General features: G+C 66.4%; 9 protein-coding genes and 3 rRNA genes. 6 read left to right on the top strand and 6 right to left on the bottom strand.

Going from position 1 to position 17,645, the window contains the following annotated elements; genetic code table 11:
• Nucleotides 1–34: 34 nt before the first annotated feature.
• Nucleotides 35–2,317 (bottom strand): RNA polymerase recycling motor ATPase HelR, encoded by a 2,283-nt coding sequence (gene helR, locus ACP15J_RS12520; protein WP_424937675.1) that lies wholly within the window; start codon nt 2,315–2,317, stop codon nt 35–37.
• Between the two features lie 179 nt (nt 2,318–2,496).
• Between helR and ACP15J_RS12515 the strand changes: the two genes are divergently transcribed.
• From ACP15J_RS12515 to cycA, 4 genes are all read left to right on the top strand, one after another.
• Nucleotides 2,497–3,786: a M18 family aminopeptidase gene (locus ACP15J_RS12515; protein ID WP_424937676.1), complete on the top strand. Its 1,290-nt coding sequence runs from the start codon at nt 2,497–2,499 to the stop codon at nt 3,784–3,786.
• A 242-nt stretch (nt 3,787–4,028) separates the two neighbouring features.
• Nucleotides 4,029–5,498, top strand: a complete 1,470-nt coding sequence (locus ACP15J_RS12510) for a purine-cytosine permease family protein (RefSeq protein WP_424937677.1) — start codon at nt 4,029–4,031, stop codon at nt 5,496–5,498.
• Nucleotides 5,495–6,061 (top strand): cysteine hydrolase family protein, encoded by a 567-nt coding sequence (locus ACP15J_RS12505; protein ID WP_424937678.1) that lies wholly within the window; start codon nt 5,495–5,497, stop codon nt 6,059–6,061. The genes ACP15J_RS12510 and ACP15J_RS12505 overlap by 4 nt, the downstream gene beginning before the upstream one ends.
• Before the next feature lie 117 nt (nt 6,062–6,178).
• Nucleotides 6,179–7,645 carry a D-serine/D-alanine/glycine transporter gene (gene cycA, locus ACP15J_RS12500; protein ID WP_424937679.1) on the top strand — a complete coding sequence of 489 codons (1,467 nt, stop codon included), beginning with the start codon at nt 6,179–6,181 and terminating at the stop codon, nt 7,643–7,645.
• Nucleotides 7,646–7,754: 109 nt separating this feature from the next.
• On the opposite strand, the gene ACP15J_RS12495 is transcribed toward cycA, so the two are convergent.
• On the bottom strand, nt 7,755–8,357 hold the full coding sequence (locus tag ACP15J_RS12495; RefSeq protein WP_424937680.1) for a TetR/AcrR family transcriptional regulator: 603 nt from the start codon (nt 8,355–8,357) through the stop codon (nt 7,755–7,757).
• Between the two features lie 67 nt (nt 8,358–8,424).
• Here ACP15J_RS12495 and ACP15J_RS12490 point away from each other — a divergent pair, with 67 nt between their 5' ends.
• Nucleotides 8,425–9,468, top strand: coding sequence for an agmatine deiminase family protein (locus ACP15J_RS12490; RefSeq protein ID WP_424937681.1), 1,044 nt, complete (start codon nt 8,425–8,427; stop codon nt 9,466–9,468).
• The gene (locus tag ACP15J_RS12485; protein ID WP_424937682.1) at nt 9,465–11,198 is read left to right on the top strand and encodes an amidase; all 1,734 of its coding nucleotides are present in this window, start codon (nt 9,465–9,467) and stop codon (nt 11,196–11,198) included. The genes ACP15J_RS12490 and ACP15J_RS12485 overlap by 4 nt, the downstream gene beginning before the upstream one ends.
• A gap of 53 nt (nt 11,199–11,251) precedes the next feature.
• Here ACP15J_RS12485 and ACP15J_RS12480 read toward each other — a convergent pair whose 3' ends face one another.
• The 4 genes from ACP15J_RS12480 to ACP15J_RS12465 form a co-directional block, all read right to left on the bottom strand.
• Nucleotides 11,252–11,734 carry an FBP domain-containing protein gene (locus ACP15J_RS12480; RefSeq protein WP_424937683.1) on the bottom strand — a complete coding sequence of 161 codons (483 nt, stop codon included), beginning with the start codon at nt 11,732–11,734 and terminating at the stop codon, nt 11,252–11,254.
• A 482-nt stretch (nt 11,735–12,216) separates the two neighbouring features.
• Nucleotides 12,217–12,333, bottom strand: a 5S ribosomal RNA gene (gene rrf, locus ACP15J_RS12475).
• Between the two features lie 101 nt (nt 12,334–12,434).
• Nucleotides 12,435–15,537, bottom strand: a 23S ribosomal RNA gene (locus ACP15J_RS12470).
• Between the two features lie 381 nt (nt 15,538–15,918).
• Nucleotides 15,919–17,443: ribosomal RNA gene (locus tag ACP15J_RS12465) — 16S ribosomal RNA — on the bottom strand.
• Together the 16S, 23S and 5S rRNA genes form the textbook arrangement of a ribosomal RNA operon.
• Between the last annotated feature and the right edge of the window lie 202 nt (nt 17,444–17,645).

Here is a 17,645-nt window from a genome sequence, read left to right as displayed (position 1 = left end):
GACCATCGTCGGGCCGCCGACCGGCGTGTACGCCTCACCGGTCGAGGACCACCAGCTCCCTGGTGGCCCTCGTCATCGCGACATAGTGGTCGACGGCTCCTTCCACGCCCTCGCCGAACGAGGCAGGGTCCGCGAGAACGACGAGGTCGAACTCCAGCCCTTTCGCGGTCTGCGGTGTGAGCGAACGGACCCGCGGATGCGGATACGGCTCGCCGCCGATCACACACGCGATCCCCTCGTCGGCGCGGGACAGCCAGTCGCTCAGGATCGCGTCCTGCTCCGCCGTCGCGGCGTGACGGACGGGGATGCCGCCGCGCCGGACCGACGTCGGGACGTTGGCGTCCGGAAGGACGGCCCGGATCACCGGCTCGGCAGCCTGCATCACCTCCTCGGGGGTCCGGTAGTTGATGCTCAGCGTCGTCTCGCGGACGTCCTTCAGCCCGATCCGCTCCAGACGCTCACGCCAGCTCTCACGGAACCCGTGCCTGGCCTGCGCCCGGTCGCCGACGATCGTGAGGCTGCGCGACGGCACCCGCCGCAGCAGCATGCGCCACTCGGCGTCGGTCAGCTCCTGCGCCTCGTCGACGATCAGGTGGGCGAAGGGCCCGGCGAGCGCGTCCGGGGCCGTCCGCAGCTGCGCGGCCTCGGTCAGCAGCACGTCGCGCATGCCCTCGCCGTCCGGCCCGCGGAAGTACCCGGTCACGGCGCTCTCGAGGTCGTCGTCGGCGGCGAGGAGCTCGTCGATCACGCGCTCGCGGTACTCCCGCTCCTCCGCGGTGACCGCCTCCTCGCGCCGCCGGGACGACGGCGCGGACGGGTCGCCGATGAGGTCGCGGGCGGCGTCGAGGAAGGGGAGATCCGACCGCGTCCAGGCGCGGGGATCCGTCCGCTGAAGCGCCGAGCGCTCTGCCTCCGTGAGCCAGCGCGCGCAGAGGCGGAGGTACGCGGGGACCGACCAGAGGTCGGCCACGACGCCGGCCGGGTCCAGCACCGGCCAGGCACGGGCGAACACGCGCTGCAGAGCGCCGCTCTGCCGCAGGGCCCTGTCGAGCTGCCGCGGGGGGAGGTCGTCGTCCGCGTATGCCTCGACGAGCCCGCCGATCAGCGCGTCCCACACGACGTCGCGCGCCTCGTTGTGGGGCGTGCCGGACTCGGCCGCGTCGAAAGCGTCGGCCCAGTCCTCCGCCGTCACCCGCAGGTCGCGCCAGGGCGTCTCCACGCGCAGCGGCGTCTCCGGCGGCTGCTCGTGGTAGCGCACCGCGGCGGTCACCGCGTCGAGCAGGCGCCCTCCTGACTTCAGCCTCAGGACCTCGGGGTCCGTCTCGACGGGCATCTCGTCGCCGTCGCGTCCCTCCGGCACGAGATCGGGGAGCGTGCAGACGCGCACGCTGTCCTCGCCCAGGCTCGGCAGCACGTCCTCGACATAGGCGAGGTAGGGGCGATGCGGGCCGACGAAGAGCATCCCGCCGCCGCCTGGGCCGAGCCGGGGCTCCGCGTGCATGAGATAAGCGGCACGGTGGAGCGCCACGACGGTCTTGCCCGTCCCCGGGCCGCCGTCCACCACGAGCGCACCCCGAGCCGAGGCGCGGACGATCGCGTCCTGGTCCGCCTGGATCGTGCTCAGCACGTCCCGCATCCGGGCCGACCGGCTCGCCCCCAGGCTGGCGATGAAGGCGGACTGCTCGTCGAGCGCGGCGTGGGCCGCCTCGGCCGCGCGCAGGGCATCGGCATCGAAGACCTCGTCCCAGTAGTCGGTCACACGCCGATCGGTCCAGCGGTAGCGGCGGCGGCTGACCAGCCCGTGCGGGTCGGCGTGCGTGGCGCCGAAGAAGGGCTCCGCGGCGGGCGCCCGCCAGTCCACGAGGAGCCGGCGTCCGTCGGGGGCGGTCAGGCCGATCCGGCCGATGTACACCGGCTCCGGATCGTCGCGGCCGACCATCCGGCCGAGGCACAGGTCGGCGCCGAACCTCCGCAGCACCTGACGGCGGGCGGTGGCGCGGTGGAGGGCGAGGTCGCGATCCAGGGCTTCCTGGCCGAGGCGGGCGTACTGGGCGCTCAGCTCCTCGATGCGGACGCCGAGCGCGTCGATCTCCGTGGCCAGCGCGGCGGAGATCGCTTGAAGGCGGGCCTCGTCCGCGGCGATCGCCGCCGGATCCGCCTTGCGGGCGAGGCCGGTGGGCAGGGCGAAGATCGAGGAATCGGCGGGGGTCGGCGTCGGGGCGGTCCACGGTGGCGATGCGACCCCGGCAGGGGCGGCGGACGAGGGCGAGGCGGCAGGGTTCTCTACGGACGGATTCGTGCTCTGATCAGGTGACATCAAGGCTCCGGTCTCACGGCGAAGTCACCCATTCTGACGGGCGGAGGGGACCTTGCCGCAAGCCCCCGGGTCGCCGGTAGAATGAAAGTGCGGGCAGGGAGACCTGCCGGATGGGCGAAGCACTCCGCCGACTACGATCGAAGGAGCCGTGCCCGCCGTCGCCAGGAAGGCCTTTCTCGATGACCCCCTCGTCCGCCGCTCTCGCCCACGCCGAGGACCTTGCCGACTTCGTGACGGCGTCGCCGTCGAGCTACCACGCCGCGGAGGAGGTCGCCCGTCGGCTCGAGGCCGTCGGGTTCACCCGGCTCGACGAGGCCGCGGCCTGGCCGACACAGGCGGGAGGGCGGTTCGTGGTCGTGCGCGACGGCGCGGCGATCGCCTGGGCCGTCCCCGCGGGCGCCGCCCCGACCACGCCCTTCCACATCCTCGGCGCGCACACGGACTCCCCCGGGTTCAAGCTCAAGCCGCAGCCGACCACGGGGGCCAAGGGGTGGCTGCAGGCCGGGGTCGAGGTGTACGGCGGTCCACTGCTGAACTCGTGGCTCGACCGCGAGCTGCGTCTCGCCGGCCGCCTCGTGCTCGCCGACGGACGGGTCGCGCTCGCCGCCACCGGCCCGCTGCTTCGCCTCCCCCAGCTCGCGATCCACCTCGATCGCGGCGCGAACAACGGCCTCAGCCTCGACAAGCAGTACGAGACGCAGCCGGTGTGGGGGCTCGGCGACCCCGCCGACGCGGACCTCCTCGCCGAGCTCGCGGACGCAGCGGGCGTCGACCCGCGTGCGATCCGCGGCTTCGACGCCGTGGTCGCCGACACCGCCCAGGGCGCGGTCTTCGGCAAGGACGACGCGTTCTTCGCGAGCGGCCGCCTGGACGACCTCGCCTCGGTCCACGCCGGGGTCATCGCGCTCACCGAGCTCGCCGAGCAGCCGTTCGAGGGCGACCGGATCCCGGTGCTCGCCGCGTTCGACCATGAGGAGCTGGGCTCCGGCTCCCGCTCCGGCGCCGCGGGCCCGATCCTGGCGGACGTGCTGGAGCGCATCACGGCGGGGCTCGGCGGCGACGCCACGGACCTCCGCCGCGCCTACGCCGCGTCCTGGTGCCTCTCCAGCGACGTCGGCCACTCGGTGCACCCCAACTATGCGGGCAAGCACGATCCCGTCGTGCAGCCGGTGCTGGGCTCGGGACCGATCCTCAAGATCAACGCCAACCAGCGCTATGCGACCGACGCCGTCGGCGCCGCCGCCTGGCACGCATGGTGCGAGGCGGCGGGAGTCTCGTCGCAGGAGTTCGTCTCGAACAACGGCGTGCCCTGCGGTTCGACGATCGGGCCGATCACCGCCACCCGGCTCGGGATCCGCACGGTCGACGTGGGCATCCCGATCCTCTCGATGCACTCGGCACGGGAGCTCGCGGGGGTCAGCGACCTGCACGACCTCTCACGCGTCGCCCGTTCCTTCTTCGCCGTCTGACCTCGTCGTCTCCACCCCGCGCGACCCCTCCGCCGGCGTCTGCCCCGCGACGGATGCATGAGGGTTCCCCGAATGGCAGAGGATCCGGCACACGGCTCCCCGCCATCCGTCAGATCCTCAGCCGGGTGAAAGGCCGCAGCGGGAGACGGCGAGGCGATCCATCGCCCGTCCCGGCCCCGCCGGTGCCAGGATGGAGCCAACCGCCATGACGGCGGCTCCTCGTCCCTTCTCCGGAGGCACCCATGACGCAGACGTCCGAGACCCCGGGCCCGGCGACGCCCGCCCTGATCGAACGCGCGGGGATCGAGATCATCCCCGAGTCCGACCGCACCGCCCGTCCGCGCGATCTCTTCTGGCCGTGGTTCGCGGCGAACGTCTCGGTGTTCGGGATGTCGTACGGCTCGTTCCTCCTCGGGTTCGGGATCTCCCTCTGGCAGGCGACGGTGGTCGCGGTCGTCGGGATCGCTGTCTCGTTCTTCCTCTGCGGCCTGATCGCGATCGCCGGGAAACGCGGGTCCGCGCCCACGATGGTGCTGTCGCGCGCGGCATTCGGAGTCCGGGGACAGAAGGTCCCCGGCGTCGTCTCCTGGCTCACCTCCATCGGATGGGAGACCTCGCTCGCGATCACCGCCGTCCTCGCCACGACCACGGTCCTGCATACCCTGGGCTGGGTCGGCGCGGACGGCGACGTGCTGGTCAAGGTCATCGCGACCGTGCTCGTCGCGGCCCTCATCGTCGGGGCCTCGGTCCTCGGCTATCACACGATCATGCGGCTGCAGTCGATCCTCACCTGGCTCACCGGCGGCTTCACGCTCCTGTTCCTCGTGCTCACCTTCCAGCACATCGATTGGACGACCGCCTTCTCCCGCCCGGACGGCACCTTCGCACAGACCATCGGCGCGCTCGTGATGGTCATGACCGGGTTCGGCCTGGGCTGGATCAACATCGCCGCCGACTGGTCGCGGTATCAGCGGCGCACCGCCTCGGACGCGCAGATCGTCGCCTGGAACACGATCGGCGGCTCGGTCGCCCCCGTCGTCCTGGTGTTCTTCGGTCTGCTGCTGGCCGGCTCCGACGAGCAGCTCGCCGCCGCGGTCGGCGGCGACCCGATCGGCGCGCTCGCCTCACTCCTTCCGACATGGGCGCTCTTCCCGTTCCTCGTCGTCGCGATCCTCACCCTCGTCTCGGGGGCGGTGCTCGGCATCTACTCGTCGGGGCTCACCCTGCTGAGCCTCGGCATCCGCATCCCCCGGCCGGCCGCCGCGGCGGTCGACGGCGTCATCCTCACAGCGGGCACGATCTTCGTGGTCTTCTTCGCGACGAGCTTCATCGGGCCGTTCCAGTCGTTCCTCATCACGCTCGGCGTGCCCATGGCGTCCTGGGCGGGCATCCTCATCGCCGACATCCTGCGCCGCCGCCGCGACTACGACGAGGAGGCGCTGTTCGACCCCCGGGGACGCTACGGTGCCTGGGACCTGACCTCGATCGTCACCATGGCGGGGGCCTCGGCGATCGGCTGGGGCTTCGTGGTGAACACCTTCGCCGACGCGGCGCCGTGGAACAACTGGCAGGGCTATCTGCTGTTCCTCGTCGGCGGCAAGGACGGCGAATGGGCGTACGCGAACCTCGGCGTCTTCTTCGCCCTCGCGCTCTCCTTCGTCGTCGCCTGGTTCGCCCGCGCGGGCCGGATCCGCCGGCAGGAGGAGCGATGACCGCGACGGCGACAGCGCCGCCCTGGCTCGTCGTCATCGACCCGCAGCACATCTTCGCCGCACCGGACTCCCCCTGGGGAGCGCCGCTGTTCGATGCCGCGCTCACCCGCATCCGGCGCCTCGCCGACGCGGCGGACGGCCGCGTGCTCGTGACGCGCTGGCTGCCGACCGCCGACCGGACGACGTCCTGGGGCGACTACTTCGCCGCCTGGCCCTTCGCCGACCAGTCGGACGACGACCCGCTCTTCGCCCTGGTCCCCGAGGCCGAGACGCTCTCCGCTCACCCGACGCTGGACCGGCCGACCTTCGGCAAGTGGGGCCAGGAGCTCGAGGAGGCCACCGGCGGCGCCCCCGTCGTCCTGGCCGGGGTTTCCACCGACTGCTGCGTGATCTCCACGGCGCTCGCCGGAGCGGACGCCGGCGGCCGGATCACGGTCGCCGCCGACGCCTGCGCCGGTTCCTCCCCCGAGAACCACGCCGCCGCGTTGCGGGTCATGTCCCTCTATCCGCCGCAGATCGTCGTCTCCGACACGGCCGCCTGCGTCGAGCTGCTCCGGGCCTGACCCGCCGCCCGCTCCGGGCCCGACCCGCCTCTGACCCGCCGGCGGCTCGCGCGGCGGCGTGGCGCCGACGATGCAGTACAGTGACGACGGTCAAGGAAGACGAGGGGGGACAACGACATGAGCGATGTTCGAAAAGTCGGCGGTGGGGCTGACGGGATCGCCGGGGAGACCGGCGAGGCGCATCTCCAGCGCGCGCTGAGCAACCGGCACATCCAGCTCCTCGCGATCGGCGGGGCGATCGGCACGGGGCTGTTCATGGGCAGCGGCAAGACGATCTCGGTCGCGGGGCCGTCGGTGATCTTCGTCTACATGATCATCGGCTTCATGCTGTTCTTCGTCATGCGGGCGATGGGAGAGCTGCTGCTCTCGAACCTGAAGTACAAGTCCTTCAGCGACTTCGCCGGTGACCTTCTGGGTCCCTGGGCCAGCTTCTTCACCGGCTGGACGTACTGGTTCTGCTGGGTGGTCACGGGGGTCGCCGACGTGATCGCGATCGCGGGCTACACCCAGGTGCTGATCCCCGGCATTCCGCTGTGGGTGCCGGGCCTGCTGGTCATCCTGATCCTTCTCGCCTTGAACCTGCCCACCGTGGCGGCCTTCGGCGAGGTGGAGTTCTGGTTCGCGCTCATCAAGATCGTGGCGATCGTGGCGCTCATCCTCACCGGCCTGTACCTCATCTTCACCGGTTTCCAGCACCCCGCAGGCCAGGCGAGCTTCGCGAACCTCTGGGACCACGGCGGGATGTTCCCGCATGGGTTCATGGGCTTCGTCGCGGGGTTCCAGATCGCCGTGTTCGCGTTCGTCGGCATCGAGCTCGTGGGCACCGCCGCCGCCGAGACGAAGAACCCGCGCCGCAACCTCCCGAAGGCGATCAACGCGATCCCGATCCGAGTGATGCTCTTCTACGTCGGCGCGCTGGTCGTGCTGATGGCGGTCACGCCATGGACCGAGTACAAGGCCGGCGAGAGCCCCTTCATCGCGATGTTCGCGCTCGCCGGACTCGGGATCGCGGCCGTGGTCGTGAACCTCGTGGTGCTCACCTCGGCGATGTCGAGCGCGAACTCCGGGATCTACTCGACCTCGCGGATGGTCTTCGGGCTCGCCCAGGACGGCGACGCGCCCCGGATCTTCGGCAGGCTCTCGAAGCGGAAGGTGCCGCAGAACGCGCTCTTCCTCTCCTGCATCCTGCTGCTGTCCGGCGTCGTCCTGCTGTACGCGGGCAAGGACATCGGCACGGCCTTCGACATGGTGACGACCGTGTCCGCCGTCTGCTTCATGTTCGTCTGGACGATCTTCCTGCTGAGCTACCTCGCCTACCGCCGGAAGCGCCCCGAGCTCGCGGCGGCCTCGGCCTACAAGCTGCCCGGCGGCATCGTCATGGTCTTCGTCGTCCTCGCGTTCTTCCTGTTCGTGCTCTGGGCGCTCACGACCCAGCCGGACACGCTGACCGCTCTCCTGGTGACCCCGGTCTGGTTCGCGATCCTCGTAGTCGCCTGGCTGTTCGTCCGTCGTTCGCAGAACCACCTGACCCGGCACGCCGCGCACATCGCCTACCTGCGAGCCCCCGGCGGTCAGGACGACTGAGCCGGGACGGGCGCTCGCTCGACACGGCTCGCTGCTCCCGTCTCGATATCTGTCGCTGCCCGCCGCGAATGGCGACAGATATCGCGACGGGAGCGGAAGCGCCATGGGGTCAGCGGTGGTCGAGGGCAGCGGCGAGCATGCGGCGAGCGAGGGCGACACGGTCATCGGGCGCCCAGCCCACGAGCGAGTGCGCGTTCATCCCGTCGACCATCGCGAGCAGCAGCCAGGCGGCGACGCCGATCTGTGACGGCGGGATCTCCCCCGTCTCCGCGCCCTCGACGAGCACCGCCTCCAGGCCCTGACGCCACACGTCCATCTCGTCTCGCACCCGCGCGGCGAGCTCCTCGTTGCGGAAGCCCGCGGCCCATGCCTGGACCCAGACCAGGGTCACGTCGTCCCGCCTCGGGTCGAGCAGCGTCTCCACCACCGCGGCGAGCCGTTCCCGCATGCCGGTCGTGCCGTCCAGTGCACCGAACACCTCGACCCGCTCCGCGGAGACGATCGCCCCGAACACCTCCGCGACGAAGGCGTCCATACTCGGCCGGTAGTGGGCGACGAGCGCCGGGGTCACCCCTGCACGGGCGGCGATCGTGCGCATCGTGAGCCCGGCGATGCCGTCCTCCCGCGCCACGGCGATCGCAGCCTCCCTGATCGCCCGCTCGCGGGCCTCCGGGGCCATGCGCCGGCCCGTTCCCCTTGACGAGGTCTTCATGGCTAGGTAGCCTATCGCCTATTGATCGAGCGTTCAACAATGAACGTCGCGCCGACGAGGAGATCGCATGTCCTGGCGAATGCCGTCCGAGACCACGCCGCACGCCCGCACCTGGATGGCGTTCCCGGCGGAGGGCCTGACCCTCGGCGACACCGACGTCCTCCGCGACGAGGGCTACGCGACCTGGACCGCGGTGGCTCATGCCGTCGCCGAGTTCGAGCCCGTGTCGATCCTCGTCGACCCGTCGGAGCTCACCCGCGCCCGACGGATGCTGTCCTCGGACATCACGATCGTCGAGGCGCCGGTCGACGAGTTCTGGATGCGGGACTCGGGTCCGACCTTCGTGCTCGACCCCGAGCGCCCCGGTGTGCTCGGGGCGGTGGACTGGGTCTTCAACGGCTGGGGCTCCCCCGACTGGGCTGAGTGGGGATGCGCGGCCGAGCACGCCAGGATCGTCGCCGCGGAGACCGGCGCCGAGCTGGTCAGCTCGACGCTCGTGAACGAGGGCGGAGGCATCCACGTCGACGGCGAGGGGACCGTGCTGCTGACGGAGACGGTGCAGCTCGATCCGCGCCGCAACCCCTTTCTCGACCGGGCAAGGGTGGAGGCGGAGCTGGGCAGGACGATCGGCGCCTCGAAGGCGGTCTGGCTCTCCCGCGGCCTCACCCGGGACTACGACGACCTCGGCACCAACGGGCACGTCGACATCGTTGCGACGATCCCGTCCCCGGGACGCGTCCTGCTGCACTCCCAGCCCGACGCCGCGCACCCCGACCATGCGGTGACAGCCGCGCTGCGCGCGGAGCTCGCGGCCCAGACCGATGCCGGGGGCCGGAGCTTCGAGATCGTGGAGCTGCCCGCGCCTCCGACCCTCCGCGACGCCGACGGGTTCGTGGACTGGAGCTACGTCAACCATCTCGTGGCGAACGACGGCGTCGTGGCCTGTGGCTTCGGCGATGCGCAGGCCGACGCCCGAGCGCGGTCCGTCCTCGCCGAGGCCTACCCCGGTCGCCGCGTGGTGACTGTCGATGCCCGCCCGCTCTTCGACCGCGGCGGGGGCATCCACTGCATCACGCAGCAGCAGCCCGCCCTGACCCCGATCGGAGCATGACCGTGTTCGATGTCGTCGAGGCCCCCATCGCGCGCCTCCGCACGGCCCTCGAGAGCGGAGAGACCACCTCCGTCGAACTGGTGGATGCCTACCTCGCCCGGATCGACGCCTACGACGAGCCCGACACCGCCACGGCGCTGAACGCCGTCGTCGTGCGGAACCCCGCGGCCCGTTCCGAAGCGGCCGCCTCCGACGAGCGCCGTGCCCGGGATACGACACGGGGCCCGCTCGACGGGATCCCCTACACCGCCAAGGACAGCTATCTCGTCCGCGGGCTCACCGCCGCCGCGGGCTCACCGGCCTTTGCCGCGCTCGTCGCCCAGCGCGACGCCTTCACGATCGAGCGGCTGCGCGCGGGAGGGGCCGTCTGCCTCGGGCTCACGAACATGCCGCCCATGGCGAACGGGGGCATGCAGCGCGGGGTCTACGGGCGCGCCGAGAGCCCGTACAACGCCGCGTTTCTCACCGCGCCGTTCGCCTCCGGCTCCTCCAACGGCTCTGGCACCGCCACGGCGGCGAGCTTCGGCGCGTTCGGTCTCGCCGAGGAGACCTGGTCGAGCGGGCGGGGGCCCGCGACCAACAACGCACTCTGCGCGTACACCCCCTCACGCGGAGTGATCTCCGTGCGAGGGAACTGGCCGCTCGTCCCCACGATGGACGTCGTCGTGCCGCACACCAGGACCATGGCCGACCTGCTGGAGGTCCTCGACGTCATCGTCGCCGACGACGCCGACACCCGCGGCGACTTCTGGCGCGCCCAGCCGTGGATCAGCCTGCCCACCGCCTCGGCGGTGCGCCCAGACTCCTACCCGGCGCTCGGAGCACCCGACGCCACGCACGGCGCCGAGGTCCTCGCCGGACGACGGATCGGCGTCCCACGGATGTACGTCAACGCCGATCCCGAAGCGGGCACGGCGGAGCGTCCTGGCATCGGCGGGCCGACCGGGCGACGGATCGAGACGCGCCCGTCCGTCCTCGCGCGTTGGGAGGCCGCACGCGCCGATCTGGAACGCGCCGGCGCCGAGGTCATCGAGGTCGACTTTCCCGTCGTCTCGAACTACGAGGGCGACCGGCCGGGGGCGCCGACCATCGCGACCAGGGGTCTCGTCTCGCCCGAGTTCCTCCGCCGCGAGATCGTCGACCTCTCCGCCTGGGCATGGGAGGACTTCCTTCAGGCCAATGGCGATCCGGCGCTGCGCACGCTCGCGGAGATCGACGGGGCGACGATCTTCCCCCACCCCGAGGGCGCACTCCCCGACCGCTACGCCGGCTTCGACGACGACATCGCCGAGTACCCCGGCTGGGTGCGCGCGCACCCGGCAACGGAGATGACCGACATGCCGGAGCTTCCCGCCGGACTCGCCTGCCTCGAGGAGACCCGGCGCCGCGACCTCGAGGGCTGGATGGACGGCATCGGCCTCGATGCCGTGGTCTTCCCCGCGGTCGCCGACGTGGGCCCCGCCGACATGGACCGAAACGAGACCTCGGCCGACCGGGGATGGCGCAACGGCACCTGGATCGCCAACGGCAACCTGGCCATGCGCCATCTCGGGATCCCCAGCGTGACCGTGCCGATGGGCCTCCTCTCGGACATCGGCATGCCGATCGGGCTGACCTTCATCGGGCGCGCCTACGACGACAGCGCGCTGCTCCGCCTGGCGTCCGCGTTCGAGGCGGTCGGAGCCGACGGGGATCGCCGCACTCCGCCGCCTCGAACGCCCAGGATCTGATGTGCCCCGGCTCGGCGTCCGTCGGGCGGGGTGAGACGAGCCCCAGCGCGTCGTCAGCCGAGCTCGCGAATGAACCCCTGCACGTGCTCCTGCAACCGCAGGATCCGCAGATCCCGCGCCGCCTCCTGGTCATATCCCTCGTAGGCGAGAGGAGGAAGGCGCCGCACGCTCGCGGAACAGCCGAAGTTCGTGCAGAGAAGCGTGCCGATCGTCCCGCCGTTGCGACCGGCGGCACCGGCCTTGCGCGCCGAGAAGAACTGGACGTCGTTGCGCAGCGTGACATCCTCGCACCAGGAGCACTGGACCTTGGCGCGGAATCGCTGCTCGGCGTGTTGCAGGAGCACCCCGATCGGACCCTCCGGTCCTGGGGCGACGACGTAAGCACGCCGGGGCAGCTTCGGATCGGTCCAGCCGAGATAGTCGAGCCGACCGAAGTCGACCTCGTCGAACGACGGCGGAAGGGTCAGCGACGAGGCCTCCTTGCGGGAGGCGTTGACGAAGGATGCGCGGATCTCGCGCTCGGTGACAGAGAGCATGTCGGTGCTTTCGTGAGAGATGCGAGGCGGCATCCGGTGATGCCGCGAAGATGACCATGGATCATGAGATCCACGGCGGCGAGGCGGTGCCCAGAGACAGACGAGCCACCGGCGACGGGATCCGTCACCGGTCGAGGAGTCAGCCTCTGCAGCCGGCGACGAGAGCGCCGACGACCTCCTGACGCGCCGGAGAAGCGCTTACGACGACATGCACATTCATAGAATACGCCAGCTCTGCTCAGACGGGGTCCGCCGACGCCCGGCGGGCGCCGGCGCAGAACGCCGTGACGCGCCCGCCGTGACGCGCCCGACGCGTCGCGCCTCGCGACGACGTGAGCGGGCGGGTGGCCCGCCACCTCGACAGGCATCCGATGCCGCAGGGCGGAGCAGAGAATCCCGCCGCGCAGCGGCGGAGGTCGATGCTGCGCCCGCGGTTAACGCAGAATGGCCACCCATCTCTGGGTGGCCATTCCGTAAAGGGAGTCCGGCGGTGTCCTACTCTCCCACAGGGTCCCCCCTGCAGTACCATCGGCGCTGTGAGGCTTAGCTTCCGGGTTCGGAATGTGACCGGGCGTTTCCCTCACGCTATGGCCGCCGAAACACTATTGACGTTTCAGTCATACACACAACACAAGATGTTGTGTGGTTCCCGACCATACGTCGAGAACCACAAAGTGGACGCAAGCACCAAGAACGGTGTGTTATCAAGTCATCGGCTTATTAGTACCAGTCAGCTGCACACGTTACCGTGCTTCCACATCTGGCCTATCAACCCAGTAGTCTGGCTGGGAGCCTCTCCACCCGAAGGTGATGGAAGTCTCATCTTGAGGCCGGCTTCCCGCTTAGATGCTTTCAGCGGTTATCCATCCCGAACGTAGCTAACCAGCGGTGCTCCTGGCGGAACAACTGGCACACCAGAGGTTCGTCCAACCCGGTCCTCTCGTACTAGGGTCAGATCCTCTCAAACTTCCTACGCGCGCAGCGGATAGGGACCGAACTGTCTCACGACGTTCTAAACCCAGCTCGCGTACCGCTTTAATGGGCGAACAGCCCAACCCTTGGGACCTACTCCAGCCCCAGGATGCGACGAGCCGACATCGAGGTGCCAAACCATGCCGTCGATATGGACTCTTGGGCAAGATCAGCCTGTTATCCCCGAGGTACCTTTTATCCGTTGAGCGACAGCGCTTCCACAAGCCACTGCCGGATCACTAGTCCCGACTTTCGTCCCTGCTCGACCTGTCAGTCTCACAGTCAAGCTCCCTTGTGCACTTACACTCGACACCTGATTGCCAACCAGGTTGAGGGAACCTTTGGGCGCCTCCGTTACTCTTTGGGAGGCAACCGCCCCAGTTAAACTACCCACCAGGCACTGTCCCTGAACCGGATCACGGTTCGAAGTTAGATATCCAGAGTGACCAGAGTGGTATTTCAACAATGACTCCACATGAACTGGCGTCCACGCTTCAAAGTCTCCCACCTATCCTACACAAGCCACACCGAACACCAATACCAAGCTGTAGTAAAGGTCACGGGGTCTTTCCGTCCTGCTGCGCGTAACGAGCATCTTTACTCGTAATGCAATTTCGCCGAGTTCGCGGTTGAGACAGTTGGGAAGTCGTTACGCCATTCGTGCAGGTCGGAACTTACCCGACAAGGAATTTCGCTACCTTAGGATGGTTATAGTTACCACCGCCGTTTACTGGGGCTTAAATTCTGAGCTTCGCCGAAGCTAACCCGTCCTCTTAACCTTCCAGCACCGGGCAGGCGTCAGTCCGTATACATCGTCTTGCGACTTGGCACGGACCTGTGTTTTTAGTAAACAGTCGCTACCCACTAGTCTCTGCGGCCACCACACCCTTTCGGAGTAAATCCTAATAAGTGGATGGCCCCCCTTCTCCCGAAGTTACGGGGGCATTTTGCCGAGTTCCTTAACCACGATTCTCTCGATCTCCTTGGTATTCTCTACCTGACCACCTGAGTCGGTTTGGGGTACGGGCAGCTAGAACCTCGCGTCGATGCTTTTCTCGGCAGCATAGGATCACCCACTTTTCATCCGCATCGTGTCTCAGCCTGCATGAACGGCGGATTTGCCTACCGTTCGGCCTACGCACTTGCACCAGGACAACCATCGCCTGGCTTGGGCTACCTTCCTGCGTCACACCTGTTAATACGCTAGCCGCACCAGCATGGGGTCGCGCGCTCCCCAGCACGGTGCCACCCGAAGGTGACGATGCACTGGTTTGGGCGCTTAGCACCACTGGATTAGCTTGGGCGGTTCTTCGCCGGTACGGGAATATCAACCCGTTGTCCATCGACTACGCCTGTCGGCCTCGCCTTAGGTCCCGACTTACCCAGGGAAGATTAGCTTGACCCTGGAACCCTTGGTCTTCCGGAGGACGTGTTTCTCACACGTCTTTCGCTACTCATGCCTGCATTCTCACTCGTGTAGCGTCCACGGCTGGTTCACACCGCCGCTTCACTCGCCACACGACGCTCTCCTACCCATCAACACGGCTGGACCACGAAGGCCTACCAATAATGTCAATGCCACAACTTCGGTGGCGTGCTTGAGCCCCGTTACATTGTCGGCGCGGAATCACTTGACCAGTGAGCTATTACGCACTCTTTCAAGGGTGGCTGCTTCTAAGCCAACCTCCTGGTTGTCTGAGCAACTCCACATCCTTTCCCACTTAGCACGCGCTTAGGGACCTTAGTTGGTGGTCTGGGTTGTTTCCCTCTCGACTATGAAGCTTATCCCCCACAGTCTCACTGCTGCGCTCTCACTTACCGGCATTCGGAGTTTGGCTGACGTCAGTAACCTTGTAGGGCCCATCGGCCATCCAGTAGCTCTACCTCCGGCAAGAAACACGCAACGCTGCACCTAAATGCATTTCGGAGAGAACCAGCTATCACGAAGTTTGATTGGCCTTTCACCCCTATCCACAGCTCATCCCCTCAGTTTTCAACCTAAGTGGGTTCGGCCCTCCACGACGTCTTACCGTCGCTTCAGCCTGGCCATGGATAGATCACTTCGCTTCGGGTCTAGGACATGCGACTAAAACGCCCTATTCAGACTCGCTTTCGCTACGGCTACCCCACACGGGTTAACCTCGCCACATATCACTAACTCGCAGGCTCATTCTTCAAAAGGCACGCTGTCACACCTACCAGGGGTGCTCCAACGGTTTGTAAGCAAACGGTTTCAGGTACTATTTCACTCCCCTCCCGGGGTACTTTTCACCTTTCCCTCACGGTACTTGTCCGCTATCGGTCATCTGGGAGTATTTAGGCTTATCAGGTGGTCCTGACAGATTCACACGGGATTTCTCGGGCCCCGTGCTACTTGGGATACACACCACGCCAGAACACGCATTTCGACTACGGGGTTGGCACCCTCTATGACCGGCCTTTCAAGACCGTTCGTCTATACGCTTCTGTCACGTCGATCCTTCGGCAGAAAAATCAGGTATGTCCCACAACCCCGAGCATGCAACGCCTGCCGGCTATCACACACACCCGGTTTAGCCTGATCCGGTTTCGCTCGCCACTACTAACGGAATCGCGGTTGCTTTCTCTTCCTGTGGGTACTGAGATGTTTCACTTCCCCACGTTCCCTCTACCCGCCCTATATATTCAGGCGGGAGTCACTAGGTCGGCACGCCGCCCAGCGGGGTTTCCCCATTCGGACATCCTCGGATCAAAACTCGCTTATCAGTTCCCCGAGGCTTATCGCAGATTGCTACGTCCTTCTTCGGCTCCAGATGCCAAGGCATCCACCGTTTGCTCTTAAAGACTTGAAATCACATGAGTTCATCAAGAATCGAAAAATTCGAAATTGACTAATGATCTTTAAGATCATCAAAACGACACAACCCCAAAGGGCCATGTCGAAGATGCTCGCGTCCACTGTGTAGTTCTCAAAGTACGGGCGGCACCCCTCCCCACCTCCCACAAAGGAAGACAGCAAGAGGCCCAGAGGAACGGACTCACATCCGGTCCCTCAGGACCCAACAGCGTGCAGACACCCCGCTCACCCATCCCCCCTTTCCCACCGCGAACGGCGTACTCAGAGAAACAAACTGCGCTGATGCCATGTCAAACGTTCCACCCATGAGCCCCAGCGAACCACATTCGGATTCGACCTGGGTTCTGGACACCCGAAAGTGTCAGATGCTCCTTAGAAAGGAGGTGATCCAGCCGCACCTTCCGGTACGGCTACCTTGTTACGACTTAGTCCTAATTACCGATCCCACCTTCGACGGCTCCCTCCACAAGGGTTAGGCCACCGGCTTCAGGTGTTACCGACTTTCATGACTTGACGGGCGGTGTGTACAAGACCCGGGAACGTATTCACCGCAGCGTTGCTGATCTGCGATTACTAGCGACTCCGACTTCATGAGGTCGAGTTGCAGACCTCAATCCGAACTGGGACCGGCTTTTTGGGATTCGCTCCACCTCACGGTATTGCAGCCCTTTGTACCGGCCATTGTAGCATGCGTGAAGCCCAAGACATAAGGGGCATGATGATTTGACGTCATCCCCACCTTCCTCCGAGTTGACCCCGGCAGTATCCCATGAGTTCCCACCATAACGTGCTGGCAACATAGAACGAGGGTTGCGCTCGTTGCGGGACTTAACCCAACATCTCACGACACGAGCTGACGACAACCATGCACCACCTGTTCACGAGTGTCCAAAGAGTTGACCATTTCTGGCCCGTTCTCGTGTATGTCAAGCCTTGGTAAGGTTCTTCGCGTTGCATCGAATTAATCCGCATGCTCCGCCGCTTGTGCGGGTCCCCGTCAATTCCTTTGAGTTTTAGCCTTGCGGCCGTACTCCCCAGGCGGGGAACTTAATGCGTTAGCTGCGTCACGGAATCCGTGGAAAGGACCCCACAACTAGTTCCCAACGTTTACGGGGTGGACTACCAGGGTATCTAAGCCTGTTTGCTCCCCACCCTTTCGCTCCTCAGCGTCAGTTACGGCCCAGAGATCTGCCTTCGCCATCGGTGTTCCTCCTGATATCTGCGCATTCCACCGCTACACCAGGAATTCCAATCTCCCCTACCGCACTCTAGTCTGCCCGTACCCACTGCAGGCCCGAGGTTGAGCCTCGGGATTTCACAGCAGACGCGACAGACCGCCTACGAGCTCTTTACGCCCAATAATTCCGGATAACGCTTGCGCCCTACGTATTACCGCGGCTGCTGGCACGTAGTTAGCCGGCGCTTTTTCTGCAGGTACCGTCACTCACGCTTCTTCCCTGCTAAAAGAGGTTTACAACCCGAAGGCCGTCATCCCTCACGCGGCGTTGCTGCATCAGGCTTCCGCCCATTGTGCAATATTCCCCACTGCTGCCTCCCGTAGGAGTCTGGGCCGTGTCTCAGTCCCAGTGTGGCCGGTCACCCTCTCAGGCCGGCTACCCGTCGACGCCTTGGTGAGCCATTACCTCACCAACAAGCTGATAGGCCGCGAGCCCATCCTCCACCAAAAAATCTTTCCAAACACTAACCATGCGGTTGCGTCTCATATCCAGTATTAGACGCCGTTTCCAGCGCTTATCCCAGAGTGAAGGGCAGGTTGCTCACGTGTTACTCACCCGTTCGCCACTAATCCCCCAAAGCAAGCTAAGGGTTCATCGTTCGACTTGCATGTGTTAAGCACGCCGCCAGCGTTCATCCTGAGCCAGGATCAAACTCTCCGTAAAGAAAAAATGCATACAACCCCGGGAAAACGAGGCCGCAGCGAGTTCGAAACTGACCAAAGAGACAAAATCAACTGACTTCATCCAATGCCACCCAAAAAGAGTGGTCTTCGATCCAAAGGAATCTCCCCCAGCCGAAGCCGAGGCGAGGTTACTTGGCATTTGACAAGTGCACGCTGTTGAGTTCTCAAGGAACGGATGCTCC

Source organism: Microbacterium sp. S308A+, from assembly GCF_049800815.1.
Classification (GTDB): Bacteria; Actinomycetota; Actinomycetes; order Actinomycetales; family Microbacteriaceae; genus Microbacterium.
Note: the sequence above shows the minus strand (reverse complement) of the source record. Positions and strands in the feature narration are given on the sequence as shown.